Annotated in this window: 20 protein-coding genes; 16 read left to right on the top strand and 4 right to left on the bottom strand. The window is 55.3% G+C overall.

The genetic code is table 11. From position 1 onward, the window contains the following. The first annotated feature begins 24 nt into the window (after window positions 1-24). The 13 genes from ACSV5M_RS08215 (at window position 25) to ACSV5M_RS08155 (ending at window position 13102) form a co-directional block, all read left to right on the top strand. Entirely contained in the window at window positions 25-681 is a 657-nt protein-coding gene (locus ACSV5M_RS08215; RefSeq protein ID WP_439175387.1) for a riboflavin synthase, read from the top strand. Window positions 682-726: 45 nt separating this feature from the next. Then, window positions 727-1848 (top strand): bifunctional 3,4-dihydroxy-2-butanone-4-phosphate synthase/GTP cyclohydrolase II, encoded by a 1122-nt coding sequence (gene ribBA, locus ACSV5M_RS08210; RefSeq protein WP_439175384.1) that lies wholly within the window; start codon window positions 727-729, stop codon window positions 1846-1848. Window positions 1849-1949: 101 nt separating this feature from the next. Further along, window positions 1950-2417 carry a 6,7-dimethyl-8-ribityllumazine synthase gene (ribH, locus tag ACSV5M_RS08205; protein WP_439175382.1) on the top strand — a complete coding sequence of 156 codons (468 nt, stop codon included), beginning with the start codon at window positions 1950-1952 and terminating at the stop codon, window positions 2415-2417. Between the two features lie 108 nt (window positions 2418-2525). Beyond that, on the top strand, window positions 2526-3008 hold the full coding sequence (nusB, locus tag ACSV5M_RS08200) for a transcription antitermination factor NusB (protein WP_439175379.1): 483 nt from the start codon (window positions 2526-2528) through the stop codon (window positions 3006-3008). Window positions 3009-3017: 9 nt separating this feature from the next. After that, window positions 3018-3989: a thiamine-phosphate kinase gene (gene thiL / locus ACSV5M_RS08195; RefSeq protein WP_439175376.1), complete on the top strand. Its 972-nt coding sequence runs from the start codon at window positions 3018-3020 to the stop codon at window positions 3987-3989. Continuing rightward, entirely contained in the window at window positions 3982-4458 is a 477-nt protein-coding gene (locus ACSV5M_RS08190; protein WP_439175374.1) for a phosphatidylglycerophosphatase A family protein, read from the top strand. Before thiL ends, ACSV5M_RS08190 begins: the two co-directional genes overlap by 8 nt. A gap of 21 nt (window positions 4459-4479) precedes the next feature. Continuing rightward, entirely contained in the window at window positions 4480-5154 is a 675-nt protein-coding gene (locus ACSV5M_RS08185) for a retropepsin-like aspartic protease family protein (RefSeq protein WP_439175372.1), read from the top strand. 44 nt (window positions 5155-5198) lie between these two features. After that, window positions 5199-5828 (top strand): GTP cyclohydrolase II, encoded by a 630-nt coding sequence (gene ribA, locus ACSV5M_RS08180; protein WP_439175369.1) that lies wholly within the window; start codon window positions 5199-5201, stop codon window positions 5826-5828. Window positions 5829-5843: 15 nt separating this feature from the next. Beyond that, window positions 5844-6647: a 4-hydroxy-tetrahydrodipicolinate reductase gene (gene dapB / locus ACSV5M_RS08175; RefSeq protein ID WP_439175366.1), complete on the top strand. Its 804-nt coding sequence runs from the start codon at window positions 5844-5846 to the stop codon at window positions 6645-6647. Window positions 6648-6982: 335 nt separating this feature from the next. Then, window positions 6983-8122: a glutamine-hydrolyzing carbamoyl-phosphate synthase small subunit gene (carA, locus tag ACSV5M_RS08170; RefSeq protein ID WP_439175364.1), complete on the top strand. Its 1140-nt coding sequence runs from the start codon at window positions 6983-6985 to the stop codon at window positions 8120-8122. A 159-nt stretch (window positions 8123-8281) separates the two neighbouring features. Continuing rightward, complete coding sequence (carB, locus tag ACSV5M_RS08165) at window positions 8282-11503, top strand: carbamoyl-phosphate synthase large subunit (protein ID WP_439175361.1); 3222 nt, start codon at window positions 8282-8284, stop codon at window positions 11501-11503. Then, the gene (gene greA, locus ACSV5M_RS08160; protein WP_439175359.1) at window positions 11500-11979 is read left to right on the top strand and encodes a transcription elongation factor GreA; all 480 of its coding nucleotides are present in this window, start codon (window positions 11500-11502) and stop codon (window positions 11977-11979) included. The genes carB and greA overlap by 4 nt, the downstream gene beginning before the upstream one ends. A 250-nt stretch (window positions 11980-12229) precedes the next feature. After that, on the top strand, window positions 12230-13102 hold the full coding sequence (locus ACSV5M_RS08155; RefSeq protein WP_439175356.1) for a sugar nucleotide-binding protein: 873 nt from the start codon (window positions 12230-12232) through the stop codon (window positions 13100-13102). Window positions 13103-13287: 185 nt separating this feature from the next. Here ACSV5M_RS08155 and fabB read toward each other — a convergent pair whose 3' ends face one another. The 4 genes from fabB to ACSV5M_RS08135 all read right to left on the bottom strand — a co-directional run bounded on the left by fabB (window position 13288) and on the right by ACSV5M_RS08135 (window position 17198). Then, entirely contained in the window at window positions 13288-14502 is a 1215-nt protein-coding gene (fabB, locus tag ACSV5M_RS08150; protein WP_439175354.1) for a beta-ketoacyl-ACP synthase I, read from the bottom strand. Window positions 14503-14691: 189 nt separating this feature from the next. Then, window positions 14692-15216: a 3-hydroxyacyl-[acyl-carrier-protein] dehydratase FabA gene (gene fabA, locus ACSV5M_RS08145; protein WP_087468259.1), complete on the bottom strand. Its 525-nt coding sequence runs from the start codon at window positions 15214-15216 to the stop codon at window positions 14692-14694. Window positions 15217-15350: 134 nt separating this feature from the next. Further along, the gene (locus tag ACSV5M_RS08140) at window positions 15351-16313 is read right to left on the bottom strand and encodes a polyprenyl synthetase family protein (RefSeq protein ID WP_439175351.1); all 963 of its coding nucleotides are present in this window, start codon (window positions 16311-16313) and stop codon (window positions 15351-15353) included. A 78-nt stretch (window positions 16314-16391) separates the two neighbouring features. Beyond that, window positions 16392-17198, bottom strand: a complete 807-nt coding sequence (locus tag ACSV5M_RS08135; protein WP_439175349.1) for a 4'-phosphopantetheinyl transferase family protein — start codon at window positions 17196-17198, stop codon at window positions 16392-16394. Between the two features lie 292 nt (window positions 17199-17490). Here ACSV5M_RS08135 and ACSV5M_RS08130 point away from each other — a divergent pair, with 292 nt between their 5' ends. The 3 genes from ACSV5M_RS08130 to ACSV5M_RS08120 all read left to right on the top strand — a co-directional run bounded on the left by ACSV5M_RS08130 (window position 17491) and on the right by ACSV5M_RS08120 (window position 19913). Beyond that, window positions 17491-18195 carry a response regulator transcription factor gene (locus ACSV5M_RS08130; RefSeq protein ID WP_439175347.1) on the top strand — a complete coding sequence of 235 codons (705 nt, stop codon included), beginning with the start codon at window positions 17491-17493 and terminating at the stop codon, window positions 18193-18195. Beyond that, the gene (locus ACSV5M_RS08125) at window positions 18192-19556 is read left to right on the top strand and encodes a histidine kinase sensor domain-containing protein (protein WP_439175345.1); all 1365 of its coding nucleotides are present in this window, start codon (window positions 18192-18194) and stop codon (window positions 19554-19556) included. The genes ACSV5M_RS08130 and ACSV5M_RS08125 overlap by 4 nt, the downstream gene beginning before the upstream one ends. 75 nt (window positions 19557-19631) lie before the next feature. Continuing rightward, entirely contained in the window at window positions 19632-19913 is a 282-nt protein-coding gene (locus ACSV5M_RS08120; protein ID WP_439175343.1) for a DUF2218 domain-containing protein, read from the top strand. The last annotated feature ends 10 nt before the right edge of the window (window positions 19914-19923 follow it).

Genomic DNA, 19923 nt, shown 5'->3' with positions numbered 1-19923 from the left:
CCTTGATTGACACACGAGGTGGGTATGTTTACAGGCATCATTGAAGCCGTTGGGCAGGTTGTGGCCGTACAGCCCAAAAATGGCGACCTGCGTCTGCGAATCAAGACGGGCGGGTTGAGCCTTGCCGATGTACAACTGGGTGATTCCATCGCCACCAACGGCGTATGCCTGACGGTGGTCGACCTGCCCGGCGACGGTTATTGGGCGGACGTCTCGCGCGAAACCCTGGATAACACCACCATCCCGCAGTGGCGCGTCGGGCAAAACGTTAACCTGGAGAAAGCCCTCACGCCGCAAACCCGCTTGGGCGGTCACATCGTCAGCGGTCACGTGGACGGCGTGGGTGAAGTGGTCAGCCGCTACCCGGATGCGCGCTCAGAACGTTTTCGTCTGCGCGCACCCAAAGGCCTGGCGAAATACATTGCCCATAAAGGTTCGATCACCGTGGACGGTACCAGCCTGACCGTTAATGCTGTAGATGGCGCCGAATTTGAATTGAATATCGTGCCGCACACCCTGGCTCACACCATCATGGGTGAATATCAACCGAGCTCACTGGTGAACCTTGAGGTGGATGTGCTGGCGCGCTACCTGGAGCGCCTGATGCTCGGTGACAAAGCGGCCGAATCCGGCGGTTCCGGTATCACTATGGAATTTCTTGCTCAACACGGCTTTATGTAAAGCCTTTTACTCCTGTGCGATTAACTCGCTGTTAGAGATGGTGCTATGCAACTGAATACGATTGATGAACTGATTGATGATCTGCGTCAGGGCAAGATGATTGTGCTGATGGACGATGAGGATCGCGAGAATGAAGGCGACCTGATCATGGCTGCCGAGCAGGTGCGCCCGGAAGACATCAACTTTATGGCCACCCACGCCCGCGGGCTTATCTGTCTGACGTTGACGCCGGAGCGTTGCAAGCAACTCGACCTGCCCTTGATGGTGTCGGATAACAAATCCCGCCACACCACCAACTTCACGGTGTCGATTGAAGCGGCAGAAGGGGTGACCACCGGTATCTCTGCCGCCGACCGGGCGCGCACGATTCGCGCTGCGGTAAATCCTGAAGCCAAACCCCAGGATCTGGTTCAGCCCGGCCATATCTTCCCGTTGATGGCCCAGCCCGGTGGCGTCATGAGTCGCGCCGGTCATACTGAAGCGGGTTGCGACCTCGCGCGTCTGGCGGGCTTTTCCCCGGCGTCCGTGCTGGTGGAGATCATGAATGCGGATGGCACCATGGCGCGCCGTCCGGATCTGGAGGCTTTCGCCAAACAACACAACCTGAAGATCGGCACCATCGCCGATCTGATTCATTACCGTGCGATGAAAGAACGCACCGTGGAATGCATCAACACCCGCCATGTGGAAACCCTGTACGGTGAATTCCAGTTGCACACCTACCGCGACCTGGCGCGCGGCGATTTGCATTTCGCCATGGTGAAAGGTGAGATCAGTGCAGCCGAGCCTACCCTCGTGCGCGTGCACGTCATGGACATTGCGCGCGATGTGTTATCGATGAAGCGTTTCAGCCCCGAGGGCTGCAAACTCTGGACCTACCACGAAGCCCTGCAACGCGTGAACAAAGAAGGCAAGGGCGTGGTGTTATTGATTTGTCACGACGAGAGCACTGAAGAGGTGGAAGAAAGCATCGACTGGATGCTCTCCGGCCGCCAGCAACGTCGCGCCAATGAAATTTTATATAAACAGGTCGGCACCGGCTCACAAATTCTGCGCGACCTGGGCGTAGGCAAAATGCGCGTCATGTCATTACCCATGCGTTTCTCTGCACTGTCCGGTTTTGATCTCGAAGTCGTGGAATACGTAAGCCCGGAAGACTGCGAGTAAATCAACCGTAGGTCGGATTAGCCGCAGGCGTAATCCGACAAAAAAAGATCAACAATTACCAACGGCCAGCGCACAATGCTGGCAATGTAAAAGAGGCAAGTATGAGCATAAAAGTTATCGAAGGTGATTTCGCGGCGAGCAAAGGCAAGTATGCATTGATCGTCAGTCGCTGGAACAGTTTTGTGGTGGAAAGTCTGAAAGAAGGTGCGCTGGATACTTTGCGTCGCCATGGTATTAAAGACGAAAACATCACCATTTACTACGCGCCTGGCGCCTTTGAATTTCCCGTGGTTGCACAAAAAATTGCCGCCAAAAAAGAATTCGATGCGATCATCGCCCTCGGCGCTGTGATTCGCGGTGGCACGCCGCATTTTGATTATGTTGCCGGTGAATGCACCAAAGGTCTTGCGCAGGTTTCGCTGAATGCCGGCGTGCCCATTACCTTCGGTGTATTGACGGTGGATTCCATTGAGCAGGCTATTGAACGCTCTGGTACCAAGGCGGGCAACAAAGGTGTCGAAGCTGCCGCGACAGCCCTGGAGATGGTGTCGCTGTTGGGCAGAATTTAATAGGATCATAACCGCGCGCCAGCCTCTTTGAGCTTGCTGTGCCGCGCGATTCTTGATTGACTATCTCAAAATTATTTTTTTGCTGTTTTGTTTTTCAGGTAAGTATTGATGAGTAATTCTCCCGGCGCTTCTGCCCACAAAGGTTCTACCGCTGCCACCCGTCGCATGGCGCGTCACTATGCCATGCAAGGGCTTTATCAATGGCAAATGGCCGGCGCCAGTATCAATGTCATTGAGGCAGAGTTCCGCACTGACAACGATATGAAAAATGTCGACGTGGAATATTTCCACGAAATCCTTCACGGCGTGCCGCAACATTTAAGCGATGTTGAAGCACTTTTTTCTCCGCATCTGGTTGATCGCGCCCTGAATGAACTTGATCCGGTAACGCAAGCGCTGTTGCGTATGGCCACCTATGAGTTCAAATTTCGCATGGATGTGCCTTATAAAGTCGTTATCAACGAAGCGGTTTCTCTGGCAAAGAAATTTGGTGCAGAAGACAGCCATAAATTTATCAACGGCGTGCTGGATAAAACCGCCGCTGTCGTCCGCGCGATAGAAGTGAATGCGGATCGCGGCGGCCGGCGCTGACGGCGAGCTATGAACGAGTTTGAGCTGATCCGCCAGTTTTTCCTGCGCGAGCAAGCGGAAAACCCCCAAGCTGGCGTGGTGCTGGGGATCGGTGATGACTGCGCGTTACTGCAACCGCTGCCGGACAAACAACTGGCGGTATCGGTGGACACCCTGGTTGCCGATGTGCATTTTCCGGCCGATGCCGATCCGGAGCAGATTGCCGAGCGAGCCCTGCGGGTAAACCTGAGCGATCTTGCCGCCATGGGGGCAGACCCGCAGTGGTTCACCCTCGCACTGACACTGCCGAACGTCGATGAAAACTGGTTGCGCAGTTTCAGCCGTGGGTTGTTTCGCGTCGCGCGGGAATTTAATTGCGCCCTGGTGGGCGGGGACACCACCGCCGGGCCTTTGAGCATCACCGTGCAGGTCATGGGCGCGGTGACACCGCATCTGGCTATGCGCCGTGATGGCGCCAGCCCTGGCGATTATGTGATGGTCACCCATTGTCTGGGTGACGGCGCTGCCGGACTCGCCGTGATTCAAAATCGATTGCATCTGGCGGCGGAGCACGAGACCTATTTGCGCGACCGTTTTTATCGCCCGCAACCGCGCCTGTACGAGGCCGGATTATTGCGCGGCCTGGCAAGCGCCGCGCTGGACATCTCCGACGGTCTGGTTGCTGACCTCGGGCACATCTGTGCCGCCAGTGACCTGGCCGCCGTGATCGACGTGGAAAATCTGCCGCTGTCACCGGCCTTGCAGGCCATGAATGATCTTGATCAGGCGCGCCACTGGGCCTTGGCCGGTGGCGATGATTACGAATTATGTTTTACGGTTGCGCCGGAAAAGCTGCCGGAAGTGGCCATGCTCATTGCCCAAGGCAAACTCGTCGCGACGGTCATTGGCGAGATGTTTCCCGGACGCGGTGTCAGCTGTGAGTTACGAGGCGAGCCCTTTAAATTGACCCGACAAGGCTATCAACATTTTTCCCATGAATAATCCGACCCTGAAGATGGTGTTTACCAACCCCAACCACTTTTTTGCCTTCGGTTTCGGCAGTGGCCTGGCGCCGCGCGCACCGGGTACCGTTGGCACCCTGGTGGCAATTCCGGTGTTTTGGGTACTCCAGGATTTGTCCTGGCCCCTGTATGCCAGTTGGTTATTGGTGACCTTTGCGCTGGGCGTGGTGTGGTGCGGGCGCAGCTCCCGGGCGCTCGGTGTGCACGACCACGGCGGCATTGTCTGGGACGAGATGGTGGGTTACTGGCTGACCATGTTTTTTGCCCCGGCCGGGTGGCAGTGGATGCTGGCCGGATTTATCCTGTTTCGTTTCTTCGACATACTTAAACCCTGGCCAATCGGCGCCGTTGATCGGCGGGTGCACGGCGGCTTCGGTATCATGATCGACGACATATTGGCAGCGGTTTACGCCTGGGTCAGTCTGCAAGCGCTGGCCTGGCTTTTCTAACTGAGGAAGGGATGTTTTCAGATGCACAGTTATCTTCAAAAGTTGGCTCAACGCAGGGTGGGTTTTCAGGCGGGTCTGGTCGTGATTTTGTTGCTGGTGGCTCAGGCGGCAACGGCCATGGATATTCAGGTACGCATGCTGGCACGCGGCAGTGCCTTGCTGGAGATCGACGGTAAACAGCGCATGCTGCGCGACGGCAACAAAAGCCCGGAAGGGGTATTGCTGGTATCCAGTGATGGCAAGAAAGCGGTGATTGAAGTCGACGGCAAGCGCCAGGCATTAACCCTGACCAAGCGCATCGCCACGAACTTCACCAAAGCGCAAAAATCTGCCGTCCGTATTGCCAGCACCCACGGCGGCCACTATGTGACCCCGGGGCGAATCAACGGCATGCCGGTGGAGTTTATGGTGGACACGGGCGCGACCATGATCGCGATGAATTATGTGGTCGCCGAACGCCTGGGTATTGATTATCGCGCCGGGCGCCCCATCAAGGTGAACACCGCCAATGGTGTTGCTCAGGCTTATGAAGTGATCCTCAGTTCTGTGTCCATCGGTGACCTGGAAGTGCAGCAGATCAGGGCTGCCGTGAGCAGCACCGAGTTTCCCCAGGTTATCCTCCTGGGTAACAGCTATCTGGGTAAGGTCGACATGCAGGTCGATAACGGCGTCTTGCTTTTGCAGTCCCGCCATTGAGTATTTTCCGCTGCACCCGTTGCAGTTTTCATTGAGGTTCACGCGTGACCATTCGCTTTATTGAATCATCCAAACTACCCACTCCCTGGGGCATGTTTGTGATGCACGGCTTCGCCGACGACTCCACAGATAAAGAACATCTGGTGTTGACCATGGGCGATATTCGCGGGGATGAACCCGTGCTGGCCCGGGTGCATTCCGAATGCCTGACCGGTGATGCGCTGTTCAGCCTGCGCTGTGACTGCGGCCCACAATTGCAATCCGCATTGCACAAGATCGCCATCGCCGGGCGCGGCGCGGTGTTCTATCTGCGTCAGGAAGGTCGCGGTATCGGTTTGCTCAATAAAATCAAAGCCTACAAGTTGCAGGATTGCGGTGCGGATACCGTAGAGGCCAACGAGCGCTTGGGTTTTGGCGCAGACATGCGCGACTACAGCATCCTGAAACCCATGCTCGATCATCTGCACATCAACTCACTGCGCTTATTGACCAACAATCCCCGCAAGGTAAAAGCGCTGCAAGACATGGGCATCAACGTGGTCGAACGCCTGCCGCATCAAACCGGTCGCAATCCCCACAACGCCAAATACCTGGAAACCAAACAAGGCAAGCTCGGGCATTTATTCGACGTCGATATGGACGATGCGCCCGATGAAAACCCCCACCAAAATTAATTACTGGATTCTGTTATGACGATTCGCATTGCAATTGCCGGCGCCTCCGGCCGTATGGGTAAAGCCCTGATCGAAGCGGTTTGCGCCAGCAACGCCCAATTGGCTGCCGCCCTTGTTCGCCCGGAAAGCTCATTGCTTGGTGCCGATGCCGGAGAGCTGGCCGGTGTGGGGGAAAAAGGCATTTCGTTGGTGGGTGACCTCAACCAGGTGATCGACCAGTTTGATGTATTGATTGACTTCAGCACACCCGCCGCAACCCTCGCCAATGCCATACTATGTGCAGCCAAAGGCAAAGGCATGGTGATCGGCACCACCGGTTTCAGCGCCGATGAAAAAGCCGAGCTGTTGGCCTATCAAAACAACATCGCCTTATGCCTGGCCGCCAACTTCAGCACGGGCGTGAACCTGTGTTTCAAATTGCTGGATATCGCAGCGCGCGTGCTGGGTAACGACGTGGATGTGGAAGTGTACGAAGCTCACCATCGCCACAAAGTCGACTCTCCTTCGGGCACCGCGCTGCGCATGGGCGAAGTGCTGGCCGATGCCTTGGGCCGCGACCTGGATAAGGTTGCCGTCTACGGCCGCGAAGGCCAGATCGGCCCGCGTGAACGCGACACCATCGGCTTCGCCACCGTACGTGGCGGCGACGTCGTAGGCGACCACACGGTCATGTTTATGGCCGACGGCGAACGCGTGGAGATTACCCACAAAGCTTCCAGCCGCTTGTCTTTCGCCCGCGGCGCCGTCCGCGCCGCCCAATGGCTCGTGCAACAAAAGCCCGGCCTCTACGACATGCAGGACGTCCTCAACCTCCGCTAACGTTTATTCACAAGCCAAATACCCAAATTGGGGCAATATCTATTGGACACATCCAACTCGCTCCCGTAGAATTCGCGGTCAGATTGTATTTGGCCCTAGCCGCGCCCATGGTCGCACGGAAAAAAGTAATAAAAGCGAGATGAAGCCGCGCGTTTCATCTCGCTTTTTTACAACCACGATCGGGCTTTTCACTCACTCTTGCCCTGTTTATACATGCTGATTTCGCACCTGTTGCCGTGCGATTGCTTCTCTCGGCCTGTAAAAAGCCGGTGTGTGAAAAGTGTGCGCTGCCAACCATACCTGAGGAGGTTGACTTGATTACCGGGGAATCCCACTTGGCTCCAAAAAAGCCCGCGCTACTGGTTCTTGAAGACGGCAGCGTATTCCGTGGCACCGCAATTGGTGCTGAAGGTCTGTCGGTCGGCGAGGTGGTATTCAATACCTCCATCACCGGTTACCAGGAGATCCTGACCGATCCCTCTTACGCACAACAAATCGTCACCCTGACTTATCCCCACATCGGCAATACCGGTACCAATACCGAAGATGCCGAATGCAACACCATCTGGGCCACCGGCCTGGTGATTCGTGACCTGCCACTGCTGGCCAGCAACTTCCGCAACGAGCAGAGCCTTTCCGAGTACCTCATCGCCAAAAATGTGATTGGTATTGCCGACATCGATACCCGCCGCCTGACGCGCATCCTGCGCGATAAGGGCGCGCAAAATGGCTGCATTATGGCCGGTGACGATGTGGATGAAGCCAAAGCACTGGCTGCCGCCAAAGGTTTCCCAGGCTTAAAAGGGATGGACCTGGCGAAGGTGGTCAGTGTGAAGGAAAGCTATGCTTGGGAAGAAGGTACCTGGGCGTTGGGCCAGGGCCATTCCAAACCGACGGAACCAAAAAAATACAAGGTTGTTGCCTACGATTACGGCGTCAAGCGCAACATCCTGCGGATGCTGGTGGATCGCGGTTGCGACCTGACCGTGGTGCCCGCCCAAACCCCGGCCAAAGATGTCCTGGCCATGAATCCGGACGGCGTCTTCCTGGCCAACGGCCCTGGTGACCCGGAACCTTGTACTTACGCCATCGAAGCGATCAGGACCATCCTGGAGACTGACATTCCGGTGTTCGGGATTTGCCTTGGACACCAGCTGTTAGCCCTGGCATCCGGCGCCAAGACCATCAAGATGAAGTTCGGCCACCACGGCGGCAACCACCCGGTACAGGATCTGGAGAGCGGTCGCGTCATGATCACCGCCCAGAACCACGGCTTCGCGGTTGAAGAAGGCAGCTTGCCGGCAAATCTCAAGGCAACCCACAAGTCGCTGTTTGACGGTTCGTTGCAAGGTATTCATCGCACCGATAAGCCGGCCTTCAGCTTCCAGGGTCACCCCGAAGCCAGCCCCGGTCCCCATGATGCCGATGGCCTGTTCGATCACTTCATCGAATTGATGCAAGCGCGCAAACGCTGAGTCCTCGTGGCTTGCGCCGTTCTGACGGCGTTGCCTCGTAGGTCGGATTAGCCGCAGGCGTAATCCGACACCACACCTGAATTTGTTATTGCAGCGTCGGATTACGCCTTTGGCTAATCCGACCTACGGTCCCCGGACCGACATTAAACTGGAGCAGACATGCCAAAACGTACAGACATCAACAGTGTGCTGATTCTGGGTGCCGGCCCGATTGTGATCGGTCAGGCCTGCGAGTTTGACTACTCGGGCGCCCAAGCCTGTAAAGCCTTACGCGAAGAGGGTTACCGCGTCATCCTGGTGAATTCCAACCCGGCGACGATCATGACCGACCCGGCCATGGCCGATGCGACCTACATCGAACCTATCGAATGGCAAACCGTTGCCAAGATCATCGAAAAAGAACGCCCCGATGTCATCCTGCCCACCATGGGTGGCCAGACTGCACTTAACTGTGCACTGGCCCTGGCAAAACACGGCGTGCTGGAAAAATACAATGTTGAATTGATCGGCGCGAAAGAAGAAGCGATCAACATGGCGGAAGACCGCCATCTGTTCGATCAGGCGATGAAACGTATCGGACTGGAATGTGCCCGCGCGAAAATCGTGCACACGATGGAAGAAGCCAAGGAAGTACCCAAAGAATTTGGTTTCCCCTGCATCATTCGCCCCTCCTTCACCATGGGCGGTTCCGGTGGCGGTATCGCTTACAACTGGGAAGAATTTGAAGAGATCTGTACCCGCGGTCTCGATCTGTCACCCACCAATGAATTGTTGATCGACGAATCCCTGCTCGGCTGGAAAGAGTACGAGATGGAAGTGGTGCGGGACAAAAACGACAACTGCATCATCGTCTGCTCCATCGAAAACTTTGACCCCATGGGTGTGCACACCGGTGACTCCATCACTGTCGCCCCGGCCCAGACACTGACCGACAAGGAATACCAGATCATGCGTAATGCATCGATCGCGGTGTTGCGTGAGATCGGTGTAGAGACCGGCGGTTCCAACGTGCAGTTCGCAGTTAACCCAGTGGATGGCCGCATGGTTGTTATCGAAATGAACCCGCGTGTATCCCGTTCGTCAGCGCTGGCCTCCAAGGCTACGGGTTTCCCTATCGCCAAGGTTGCGGCCAAATTAGCGGTCGGTTACACCCTGGATGAATTGCAAAACGAAATTACTGGCGGTGCCACACCGGCGTCGTTCGAGCCTTCCATTGATTACGTGGTTACCAAGGTGCCGCGTTTCACCTTCGAAAAATTCGGCGATGCGGACGCGCGCCTGACGACCCAGATGAAATCCGTGGGCGAGGTCATGGCCATCGGCCGCACATTCCAGGAGTCGTTGCAAAAAGCCTTGCGTGGTTTGGAAGTCGGCTCAGCCGGTTTCGAGTCCAAGGTGGATTTTGCCAGCGAAGAAGGTGCGGCGCGCGTGCGTCGCGAATTGGCGACTCCGGGTGCCGAGCGTATCTGGTATGTGGGCGATGCTTTCCGTATGGGCATGTCCGTTGATGAAGTATTTAAAACCTCCGCTATCGGCCCCTGGTTCCTGGTGCAGATCAAGGAACTGATGGATATCGAGCAATCCCTGCGCGGCAAGTCGCTCAAGGATCTGGATGCCGACAGCTTGTTCCGCCTCAAGCGCAAGGGTTTCTCCGACAAACGTCTCGCCTTGCTGCTGGGCAGCACCGAAAAAGCCGTGCGTCATTATCGCCAGCAACTCGACATTCGTCCGGTTTACAAGCGCGTGGATACCTGTGCAGCGGAATTTGCGACATCCACCGCGTATATGTACTCCACCTATGAAGAAGAGTGCGAAGCCAACCCCAGCGACAAGAAAAAGATCCTGGTGATCGGCGGCGGACCCAACCGTATCGGTCAGGGTATCGAGTTTGACTACTGCTGCGTACACGCCGCCCTGGCGATGCGTGAAGACGGTTACGAGACCATCATGGTCAACTGTAACCCGGAAACTGTATCGACCGACTATGACACCTCCGACCGCTTGTTCTTTGAACCCGTCACGCTTGAAGACGTGCTGGAAATCGTCCACAAAGAAAAGCCCGCTGGTGTGATCGTCCAGTTCGGTGGCCAGACGCCGCTGAAACTGGCCCGCGCGTTGGAAGCGGAAGGTGTACCCATCATCGGCACCAGCCCGGATGCCATCGACAAGGCCGAAGACCGTGAGCGTTTCCAGCAGATGATCGAGAAGCTTGGTCTGCGCCAGCCGCCGAACGCCATTGTGCGCTCGCTGGAAGAAGCGCTGCTCGCGGCCGATAAAGTCGGTTATCCCCTGGTGGTTCGTCCGTCCTATGTACTGGGCGGCCGTGCGATGGAGATTGTTTACAAAGAAGACGAGCTGCGCACCTACATGCGCACCGCCGTGCAGGTTTCTGAAGATGCGCCGGTCTTGCTTGACCACTTCCTCAATGCAGCGATTGAGGTGGATATCGATTCCGTATCGGACAGCAAGCAAGTGGTGATCGGCGGCATCATGCAGCACATTGAGCAGTGCGGCGTACACTCCGGTGACTCGGCCTGTTCTCTGCCGCCATACTCCCTGCCTGCCGAGGTGCAGGACGAGATGCGCGAGATCGTTAAGAAGATGGCCATTGAACTGGGCGTTATCGGCCTTATGAATACTCAGTTGGCTTATCAGGATGGCAAGATCTATGTGATCGAAGTCAATCCGCGTGCATCCCGGACTGTGCCGTTTGTATCCAAGTGCATCGGCGTGTCCCTGGCGAAGATTGCCGCGCGCTGCCAGGCGGGCGTTTCCTTGGCCGATCAAGGGTTTACCAAAGAAATCATCCCCGATTACTTCAGCGTGAAGGAAGCGGTATTCCCTTTCAATAAATTCCCGGCGGTTGACCCGATCCTCGGCCCGGAGATGAAATCCACTGGCGAGGTGATGGGAGTCGGTGATACCTTCGGCGAAGCCTATGGCAAGTCGCAGTTGGGCGCGAACAACCGCATTGCGGCTGGTGGAACCGTATTTGTCAGCGTGCGCGATATGGACAAGACCGGAATTGTGCAAGTCGGTAAAGACCTGACGCAGCTCGGCTTCAAGATTGTCGCTACGCGTGGCACGGCTGCGGTTCTGCAACAGGCAGGGCTGGATGTTCAGATTGTTAACAAGGTCCAGGAAGGGCGTCCGCATATTGTTGATATGATCAAGAACGATGAGATCGATATGATCATCAACACCGTAGAAGGGCGTCAGGCTACGCGGGATTCTTCATCGATTCGCCGCAATGCCGAAAATCATCGCGTGTACTACACCACCACCCTCGCCGCCGGTGAGGCGGTGTGTATGGCACTGAAGGGCGATTCACAGATACAAGTCCGTCGTTTACAGGATTTGCACAAGAGGATAGGTGCATGAGTACAAAATTTCCGATGACTATCCAGGGCGCTGAAAAATTGCGCCTTGAATTGGAAGACCTGAAAAAGGTCCAGCGTCCCCGTATCGTGCAGGCCATTGCCGAAGCGCGGGAGCATGGCGACCTGAAAGAAAACGCGGAGTACTCTGCGGCGCGCGAACAGCAAAGTTTTTGCGAAGGCCGTATCCAGGAAATCGAGTCCAAGCTGAGTAACGCGCAGATCATCGACGTAAAGACCATACCGCATACCGGTAAGGTTATCTTCGGCACCACGGTCACCATCACCAACCTGGAGAATGACCAGTCGATGACCTACCAGATTGTCGGTGACGATGAAGCGGATGTAAAAGCCAATAAAATTTCGGTGAATTCACCGATTGCCCGTGCACTCGTTGGCAAGGAAGAAGGCGATGTGGTGGTGGTCCGCGCGCCGGGCGGTGATGCGGAATATGAAATAGAAACAGTAGAGCACCTCTGATTCATTATTAAAGGGTGTTTCGACAAGGCCGATTGGAAATCCAATCGGCCTTTTCATTTTTGCACTACCGCACAGATCTGTTACACATCGCCAGTACATCGACGGCCAATGAAGCTGCTAATATGGATGACATTCTGCTGACAAGTTATTGTTTTGTATAAAAAGCCTGACGGCTTTGCGCACATGTTTACTGTCGGCCTTGAGTGATGATAAAAACGGGTTGTTTCCTATCCCCATTGGATGAGGTGTTATGTCGTTAAAGCTATTGCTAACCGATGCCAGCAATGCCATTGGCAGTGCTATTGAGCACGAGCTTGAGCGCGAGGCGTTTAATTTGTTCGTGCCTAAACCCGGTGAGCTGGATTGGCACAAGCCTGCATCGGTCACGCAATATGTGCGCCTGCTGCGCCCGGATGTGGTGATCAATTGCGCCGGTTGGGAAGACATTCCCAGCGCCTCCCAACAAGCCCAGCTGACATTGGTTGCCCAACAGATCGCAGCGGCCTGCGCGCCCAATAATATTCCGCTGATTCACCTCTCCAGCTACAAAGTCTTTGGTGGCGATAACAAAAGTATCCATAGTGAAAAAGATGTACCGGAACCCAACAGCGATGCCGGGCGCGCGTTTTTAACGGCCGAGCAAAGTATTGAGCAACAACTGACCAAATGGATTGCCTTGCGGTTGAGCTGGGTGGTCGGCAGCTATGGTGAAAACCACCTGAGCCGTTTGTTGCGCGAGTTGGTGGATAAACAACACATCACCGTAAGCAGCCGTTTGCGCGGCGCACCAACGGCGCTGTCCGATGCGGCGCGGGTGGCGGTGGCCATGGCAAAGCAAATCAGTTGCGGTGCGGAAAACTGGGGTGTGATGCATTACTGCACCAGCGATGCCTGCAGCGAAGCTGAGTTTGCCGATCAGGTGTTGCAGGTGCTCAAGCAACAACAGATTTTGTCGGAAAGTGTTGAGCTGGATATCGTCGACCAACTGCCGGAAAATGAACCGGTCAGCGCCGTGTTGAGTGCACGACGGGTGCGGGATTATTTTGGTATCCAGGCGCGCACCTGGCGACCGAGTTTGCTGCCCATGGTCAAACAGTGGCTGCACTCTCACGTTGATACGTGAAGCGGGCTGGTTGAAGTAGGTCGGATTAGCGCAGCGTAATCCGACAAAAATTCATTAAATTGCAAATACCTGTCGGATTACGGCGCTTGCGCGCCTAATGCGACCTACAGGACAAATACAAAACGAACGGACACAAAAAAGCCCCGCTTAACGGGGCTTTTTCATTGGCTAACCAGACGAATATTTTATTCGTAACGCTGAAACACCAGACACGCGTTGGTGCCGCCGAAGCCGAAGCTATTGGACATCACCCGCTCTAGGCGTACGTTATCCTGGCGTTGCAGCACGATCGGCATACCATCAGCTTCCGCATCCAGTTGCTCGATATTGGCTGAGGCGCAGATAAAGTTGTTCTGCATCATCAACAGCGAATAAATCGCTTCCTGCACACCCGTCGCACCCAAAGAGTGGCCGGTCAGTGATTTGGTTGAACTGATGGGCGGGATGGCATCGCCGAAGGCGGCTTTAATGGCTTTCAATTCCGCCAGGTCGCCAACAGGCGTGCTGGTGCCATGGGAATTGATGTAGTCGATCTTGCCTTCAGTGGTGGCCAGCGCCTGCTTCATACAGCGAACAGCACCTTCACCGGAGGGCGCGACCATGTCGTAACCGTCCGAATTTGCACCGTAACCCACCAGCTCAGCATAAATCTTCGCGCCGCGCGCTTTGGCATGTTCCAGTTCTTCCAGTACCAGGCAGCCGCCGCCGCCGGCAATCACAAACCCGTCCCGCTCGGCATCGTAAGCGCGGGAGGCTTTTTCAGGGGTTTCGTTGTATTTGGTAGACAAGGCACCCATGGCATCGAACAGGCAGGTCAGGGTCCAGTGTTCCTCTTCGCCGCCGCCGGCAAAGATGAGGTCCTGTTTACCTAATTGGATTTGCTCCATGGCGTTGCCAATACAATGGGCACTGGTGGCGCAGGCAGAAGAAATGGAATAGTTAACTCCCTTGATCTTGAAGGGGGTAGCCAGACAGGCGGACGTGGTGCTGCCCATGGTCTGGGTGACCCGATAAGGGCCAACGCGCTTGAGGCCTTTTTCGCGCAGGATATCCGCCGCTTCAACCAGGTTCATGGACGAGGCGCCGCCGGAACCCATGATGATACCGGTGCGCTCGTTGGATACCTGATCTTCACTCAAGCCGGCGTCAGTAATGGCCTGCTGCATGGAGATATAGGCGAATGCCGCTGCATCACCCATAAAACGTAGAATCTTGCGATCAATCAGTTCGGCGAGATTGATATCGACGGAACCAGCCACGTGGCTGCGAAAACCCATCTCCTTGTAGGTCTCCTGAAATTTGATGCCGGAGCGACCGGCGCGCAGGGCGTCCAGCACGGCAGTTTGGTCATTACCCAGACAGGACACAATGCCCATACCGGTAACTACAACGCGTCTCATAGGCTACCTCTTATGTATTTACAGAGCCTTCTCTTTTTGTACAAGACTAACGCTTGTCTCTCGATCAACCCGGTTGAGTGGGCGCAATTATGACATACAACCATCATTCGAATGCATCCCGGGTCATTTATGCAAGGCGGGCACTTTGACCGTTGTATCGCGGAAAGTGCCCGTGGGGTATTGCGCTAACTAGAAGTTATCGGTGTTCTGGAACAGACCGACGCGCAGATCGTAAGCGAAGTAGATATCTTTTCCATCTACCGATACGCGACCATCGGCAATGCCCATGATCAGCTTGCGCTCGATAACCCGCTTGAGATTGATGTGATAGCTGAGTTTTTTAGCGGTGGGCAGAATCTGGCCGGTGAATTTCACTTCACCGCAGCCCAGTGCGCGACCGCGACCCGGATTGCCGCGCCAGGCGAGGAAGAAACCGACCAGTTGCCACATGGCGTCAAGGCCGAGGCAGCCGGGCATAACCGGATCGCCAGGGAAATGGCAATCGAAGAACCATAAATCAGGGGAGATATCCAGTTCGGCAACAATCTCGCCCTTGCCGTATTCACCACCGGTTTGGCTGATGTGCACGATACGGTCCAGCATCAACATATTCGGAATAGGCAATTGTGCGTTGCCCGGGCCAAACAGGCGACCGTTGCCGCACTCGATCAGGTCTTCACGGCTGTATGAGCTTTTAGGTTCAAAAGGGATCATGTAATGGACTCGGTTGTGTTATTCAGTGGCGCCCAGACAAGAGGTATAGCCGCCGCGAAGGGCGCATTCTACCCTGTGTGCGGCACTTGTCCAGTTGAACGGGGCAGGTATGCGGGTGGGGTGCTAATAGTTATCTAATAGTTGCGCCCCAGCGCAAACTCTGCAACCTGCGCCATGGCGTGGGTGTAGTGGTTGTCCGGCAGCAGGCGAAGTTGTGCTAGGGCCTGGTTTACCTGATGTTTAGCGCAGTCGAGGGTATAGGTCATGGCACCGGTTTGCTGGACGATAGCAAGAATGTCCGCCAGCTTTGACGCATCACCCTGGCGAATGGCGTCGGCGATAAGGGCGGATTGTTCGGCAGAACCGGCCCCCATGGCATAAATCAGCGGCAGAGTCGGTTTGCCCTCGGCCAGATCATCACCCACATTCTTGCCCAGGGTGGCTGCATCGCCAGTGTAATCCAGCGCATCATCAACCAGCTGGAACGCCATACCCACATGATGACCGTAGGCTTTAAGTGCCGCACGTACTGTCGTTGAGGCGCCGCTCTGAACCGCCGCTACTTCACAGGCCGCCGCAAAGAGGACAGCGGTTTTCTTATCAATGACCGTCAGGTAATCCGCTTCGCTGACGTCGGGCTTTTTGGCGTTGACCAACTGCTGGACTTCGCCCTCGGAGATCACATTGGTCGCATCGGACAGGATCGCCATCACATCCATGCTGCCGATAGCAACCATCATTTGAAACGCGCGGGAATAGAGGAAGTCACCCACCAGCACACTGGGCGCGTTACCCCAGTTGGCATTGGCGGTAGGACGGCCGCGTCGCAGTTGCGACATGTCCACGACATCATCGTGTAATAAGGTGGCGGTATGAATAAATTCAATGATAGCCGCGAGGTCGAGATGCTGTTTGCCGTCATAACCCAGCGCTCGGGCAGTTAGCAGCACCAGCAGAGGGCGCAGGCGCTTGCCACCGGCTTCCACCAGGTAATGGCCAATATTTTCTACCAGGTCAACGTCGGAATGGAGTTGGTCGATAATAAGTTGATTGACCGCTGCAAAATCCTCTTTGACAGCATCATGAAATGGCAACATAGGCTGATCTTCTTATACGAATGGAACGGTGGGCTTCCCCGCTAACGCCGAGCATCCTAGGCAGGGGGTGCGGGCCTGTCAAGCGGGTAGCCCGCCTGCCGCCGGCTCGCTCAGCCGGTTGCTCAGGATGTCAGTCGGCAGCTCACTCTGTTGGTCTGTCGCCAATGGCCAGCTTTGGTAGAACTGCAGCTGCGGCGGTGTACTGGATGCCGGCGAATGGCAGGCGAGGGATAAGCTGTATTCATCGCCCAGCTGGTAATTGAAAAAATGCCACTCGCTCGGTTCCACGGCCAGTTCGGGCGCAAATTGCGCGCGCACCTGACCGCGATCCAGGTGAAAGGCTGCCTTGTCCAGACCGGTGGAGATACCGGTGCCGCGCGCTTTCAGGTAAGCCTCTTTTAACGTCCACAACCGAAAAAAATAATCATGCTGTTGCGCCTCCGGCAGGGCATTCAGTGCATCGACTTCACTGCTGTGAAAATAATGTTCAGCAATACCCAACCAATCCCGTTTGCGCGATAACTGTTCGATATCAATACCCACCGCGTTGTCTCGCGTTACCGCCAATACCGCCCGGTCGCCCGCATGACTCAGGTTGAAGGAGAGCGGAATCGGGCTGTCGACCAGATACGGCTTGCCATTTTGCTGTTGAGCAAAGCGCCACGCGTGCGGCGCCACATCGGCATAGCGGGAGAGGCAGGTGCGCACCAGGGCGCGGGTGGCCAGGTAATGCTGCTGCAATTTGGGAAAGGCAAAGCGCCCCAGGCGCGTGGCTTCTTCCTCGCTCAATAACGGATGGTAGCGTTCCAGCAGGGCTGGTTGAGCGATGACGCGGGCCAGATCCAGAATCCAGATATGGACGGCCTGTGAATCGATAGTAAGCATGAATAAGGTCCTGGGCGTTTTGGTGCTATCCGTCCGTTGGGGGTGGTGAATTCTCCCATGTTCCCCTGCGGCTGGCATCCCTCCTGAAGCGGTAATTGCCTTTATTGCGACGTTATTGTTATTGCGCGGGTTATCGAAAGATAGCTGAAACCTTTGTGTTTTAATCTAAATAATAATAATTACCATTTGCGTTAATTCGACGGCTATGTACAATTTCGCCATCGGTGCGCACCCCGGTCGTGGATTAATTAAGACCGGACGTACGAACAGGACCTCTTACGGATAGAAGCTCATGTTGACCGCAATGAATCGCCAGGCGCATATCCTGATTGTTGAGGATGATCCTGCGCTTAATACCCAGGTGGCCGAGTTGCTTCGGCAGCATGGCCACAGCACGGAACAATGCTTCGATGGGCCGGGTGGTTTGATGGCGGCCATCAGTCGTCGTTTTGACCTGATCTTGCTGGATGTGCTCTTGCCGCGGATGGATGGTTTTGCGGTGCTGAATACATTGCGTAAAACCCGCCAGACCCCGGTGATGATGCTTACCGCCTGCGGGGCAGAAGAAGAGCGCATCACCGGTTTCAGCAAAGGGGCCGATGACTTTGTGCCCAAGCCGTTTAACTTTACCGAACTTTTATTGCGTATCGATGCACTCTTGCGCCGCTCCATGGGACTCACGGATTCACGCGCGAACATTGCTGAACTCTGTGTGGGGCCGCTGCGCCTTGATCGCCAGGCTCAGAGTGTCTTCGTCAATGACACCCCGGTGGTAATCACGCCGATCCAGTTCAAGTTATTGTGGATGTTGGTCAGTCACCAGAACGAAACCCTCACCAAACCTTATTTATATCAGCTGGTGCTGGAGCGGGAATTCAGTTGTTATGACCGCAGCCTCGACATGCATCTGAGCCGCGTGCGCCGCAAATTAACCGAAGCCGGTCTCGCGCCGGATCGCCTGCAAACCGTTCACGGTAAAGGCTATGCGTTTGTATGAACAAGCGTTTGCTATGGACGCTGTGTATCACCATTGCGGCGGGCACGGTGACGCTGTATGGCGTTATCAATAACCTGACTCGCAATACCGAATCGCAGATGAGTTTTATTGATCCACAGCATCAACAAACCTTGCTGGATTACGGCGCTAAAGCAGAACGTTTACACCGCGCGGGCGATGCCAACGCATTGCACCACTGGTTGCAGCAATTGCAGGCGCGCGAACAAACCTGGGCGGCGGTCATCTCGGCTGATATCCAGCCGCTGGCAGGCAGTGTATTGGCACCCGTGTTTACTCAACGGTTTCGCTTGGGGCGCGATGTGCGTTGGAAAATTCATCTGTACTTTAAAGAAAACCCGGTGATGGATATTCCGTTCGCTGATGGGAAAACCTTTTTTGTCATCACCCTGCCGCAACGCATGCGCCCGGGAGAATATTGGCATTACGCACAGCTGTTGCTGCAAATTGCCTTGCCACTGGTGGTGTTAATCAGTGTGAGCCTGGTGTTGTATCGCCACCTGATGCAACCCCTGCGGCAGTTGGAAAGCGCCACGCGTCAATTCAGTGAAGGCAAGTTTGATGTGCGGGTGCGCAATTGCCTCGGTTCGCGCAATGATGAACTGGCGGCATTGGCGGACACCTTTGATCGCATGGCGGATCGCACCGGCAGGTTAATCCTGACCCAGCGCCAATTGATTGCGGATCTGTCCCATGAATTGCGCACGCCATTAACGCGAGTTGATATCGCCTTGCAGTGCGCAGAACGCGAACTGGTCAAGCCGGAACAAACCTTTCAGCGCATCGCGCGGGAATCGCGGATTATGCGTGAGCTGGTGGAAGACACCTTGACCCTCGCATGGCTGGAAAATGAAAAACCGGTGCTGGTAAAAGAACACCTGGATCTGGTGGATTTGCTGGACAGTATTATTGACGATGCGCAATTTGAATTTCCCGCCCACCGCATCACCGCGCAATTGCCATCGGAAGCCCCACTGGCCAGTTGCTCCCGCTCTTTAAGCCAGGCGATAGAAAATATTATTCGCAACGCAGCTCGCCACACGCCAGCAGGTGGCAGGGTTCATATCAACCTGCAAGTGCAGGGGGATAACTGGTATTTGCTGATTGATGACCAGGGGCCAGGCGTGCCGGAAGAGCATCTGGATAATATCTTCAAACCCTTTTTCCGGCTGACGCAGAAGGACGAGGAACATCAGGGATTCGGAATCGGCCTGGCCTTGGCGCGGCGCCAGATAGAAGCGGCAAAGGGCCACATCCAGGCGCGGAATTTACCTCTGGGTGGATTGCAGATGGTGATCCTGTTGCCTGTGCCTAAGCCGCTACCACGCGCTGCAGGTCTGTAACACTTGTAACAACACTTCACAGTCCGTTCGGTTGAAAAATAGAATCGGCGGCTGTGATATTACGGGGACATCAATATGTTTGAACGTCAGGCACAGGTAACGACCGCGAAGGCGCAACATTACCTTTATCAATTGTGTAAGCACTTCAGCCACAAAATTGCAGCCCAATGGGACGAGCAATTCGGCAAGCTCGACTTCGGTATCGGTCAATGCCGATTGCATGCCGAAGAAGCCACCTTGCTGGTGTATTGCGAAGCGCAGGATGCCGATAACTTGCATGAAGTCATGGATGTGATTAAACGTCATTTTGATCGCTTTGCTCACAAGGAAGCGTGTGAATTAGTCTGGTCGCCCTAAAAGGATTCTG

Origin of the sequence: Cellvibrio sp. ARAG 10.3 (genome assembly GCF_051846955.1) — a bacterium.
Lineage (GTDB): Bacteria > Pseudomonadota > Gammaproteobacteria > Pseudomonadales > Cellvibrionaceae > Cellvibrio.
This window is presented reverse-complemented; position numbering and strand designations above follow the sequence as displayed.

Bases quoted from the DNA above. Each gene is read 5' to 3' on its own strand.
- ACSV5M_RS08215 (WP_439175387.1), top strand. From the start codon at position 25: ATGTTTACAGGCATCATTGAAGCCGTTGGGCAGGTTGTGGCCGTACAG.
- ribBA (WP_439175384.1), top strand. From the start codon at position 727: ATGCAACTGAATACGATTGATGAACTGATTGATGATCTGCGTCAGGGC.
- ribH (WP_439175382.1), top strand. From the start codon at position 1,950: ATGAGCATAAAAGTTATCGAAGGTGATTTCGCGGCGAGCAAAGGCAAG.
- nusB (WP_439175379.1), top strand. From the start codon at position 2,526: ATGAGTAATTCTCCCGGCGCTTCTGCCCACAAAGGTTCTACCGCTGCC.
- thiL (WP_439175376.1), top strand. From the start codon at position 3,018: ATGAACGAGTTTGAGCTGATCCGCCAGTTTTTCCTGCGCGAGCAAGCG.
- ACSV5M_RS08190 (WP_439175374.1), top strand. From the start codon at position 3,982: ATGAATAATCCGACCCTGAAGATGGTGTTTACCAACCCCAACCACTTT.
- ACSV5M_RS08185 (WP_439175372.1), top strand. From the start codon at position 4,480: ATGCACAGTTATCTTCAAAAGTTGGCTCAACGCAGGGTGGGTTTTCAG.
- dapB (WP_439175366.1), top strand. From the start codon at position 5,844: ATGACGATTCGCATTGCAATTGCCGGCGCCTCCGGCCGTATGGGTAAA.
- carB (WP_439175361.1), top strand. From the start codon at position 8,282: ATGCCAAAACGTACAGACATCAACAGTGTGCTGATTCTGGGTGCCGGC.
- greA (WP_439175359.1), top strand. From the start codon at position 11,500: ATGAGTACAAAATTTCCGATGACTATCCAGGGCGCTGAAAAATTGCGC.
- ACSV5M_RS08155 (WP_439175356.1), top strand. From the start codon at position 12,230: ATGTCGTTAAAGCTATTGCTAACCGATGCCAGCAATGCCATTGGCAGT.
- fabB (WP_439175354.1), bottom strand. From the start codon at position 14,502: ATGAGACGCGTTGTAGTTACCGGTATGGGCATTGTGTCCTGTCTGGGT.
- fabA (WP_087468259.1), bottom strand. From the start codon at position 15,216: ATGATCCCTTTTGAACCTAAAAGCTCATACAGCCGTGAAGACCTGATC.
- ACSV5M_RS08140 (WP_439175351.1), bottom strand. From the start codon at position 16,313: ATGTTGCCATTTCATGATGCTGTCAAAGAGGATTTTGCAGCGGTCAAT.
- ACSV5M_RS08135 (WP_439175349.1), bottom strand. From the start codon at position 17,198: ATGCTTACTATCGATTCACAGGCCGTCCATATCTGGATTCTGGATCTG.
- ACSV5M_RS08130 (WP_439175347.1), top strand. From the start codon at position 17,491: ATGTTGACCGCAATGAATCGCCAGGCGCATATCCTGATTGTTGAGGAT.
- ACSV5M_RS08125 (WP_439175345.1), top strand. From the start codon at position 18,192: ATGAACAAGCGTTTGCTATGGACGCTGTGTATCACCATTGCGGCGGGC.
- ACSV5M_RS08120 (WP_439175343.1), top strand. From the start codon at position 19,632: ATGTTTGAACGTCAGGCACAGGTAACGACCGCGAAGGCGCAACATTAC.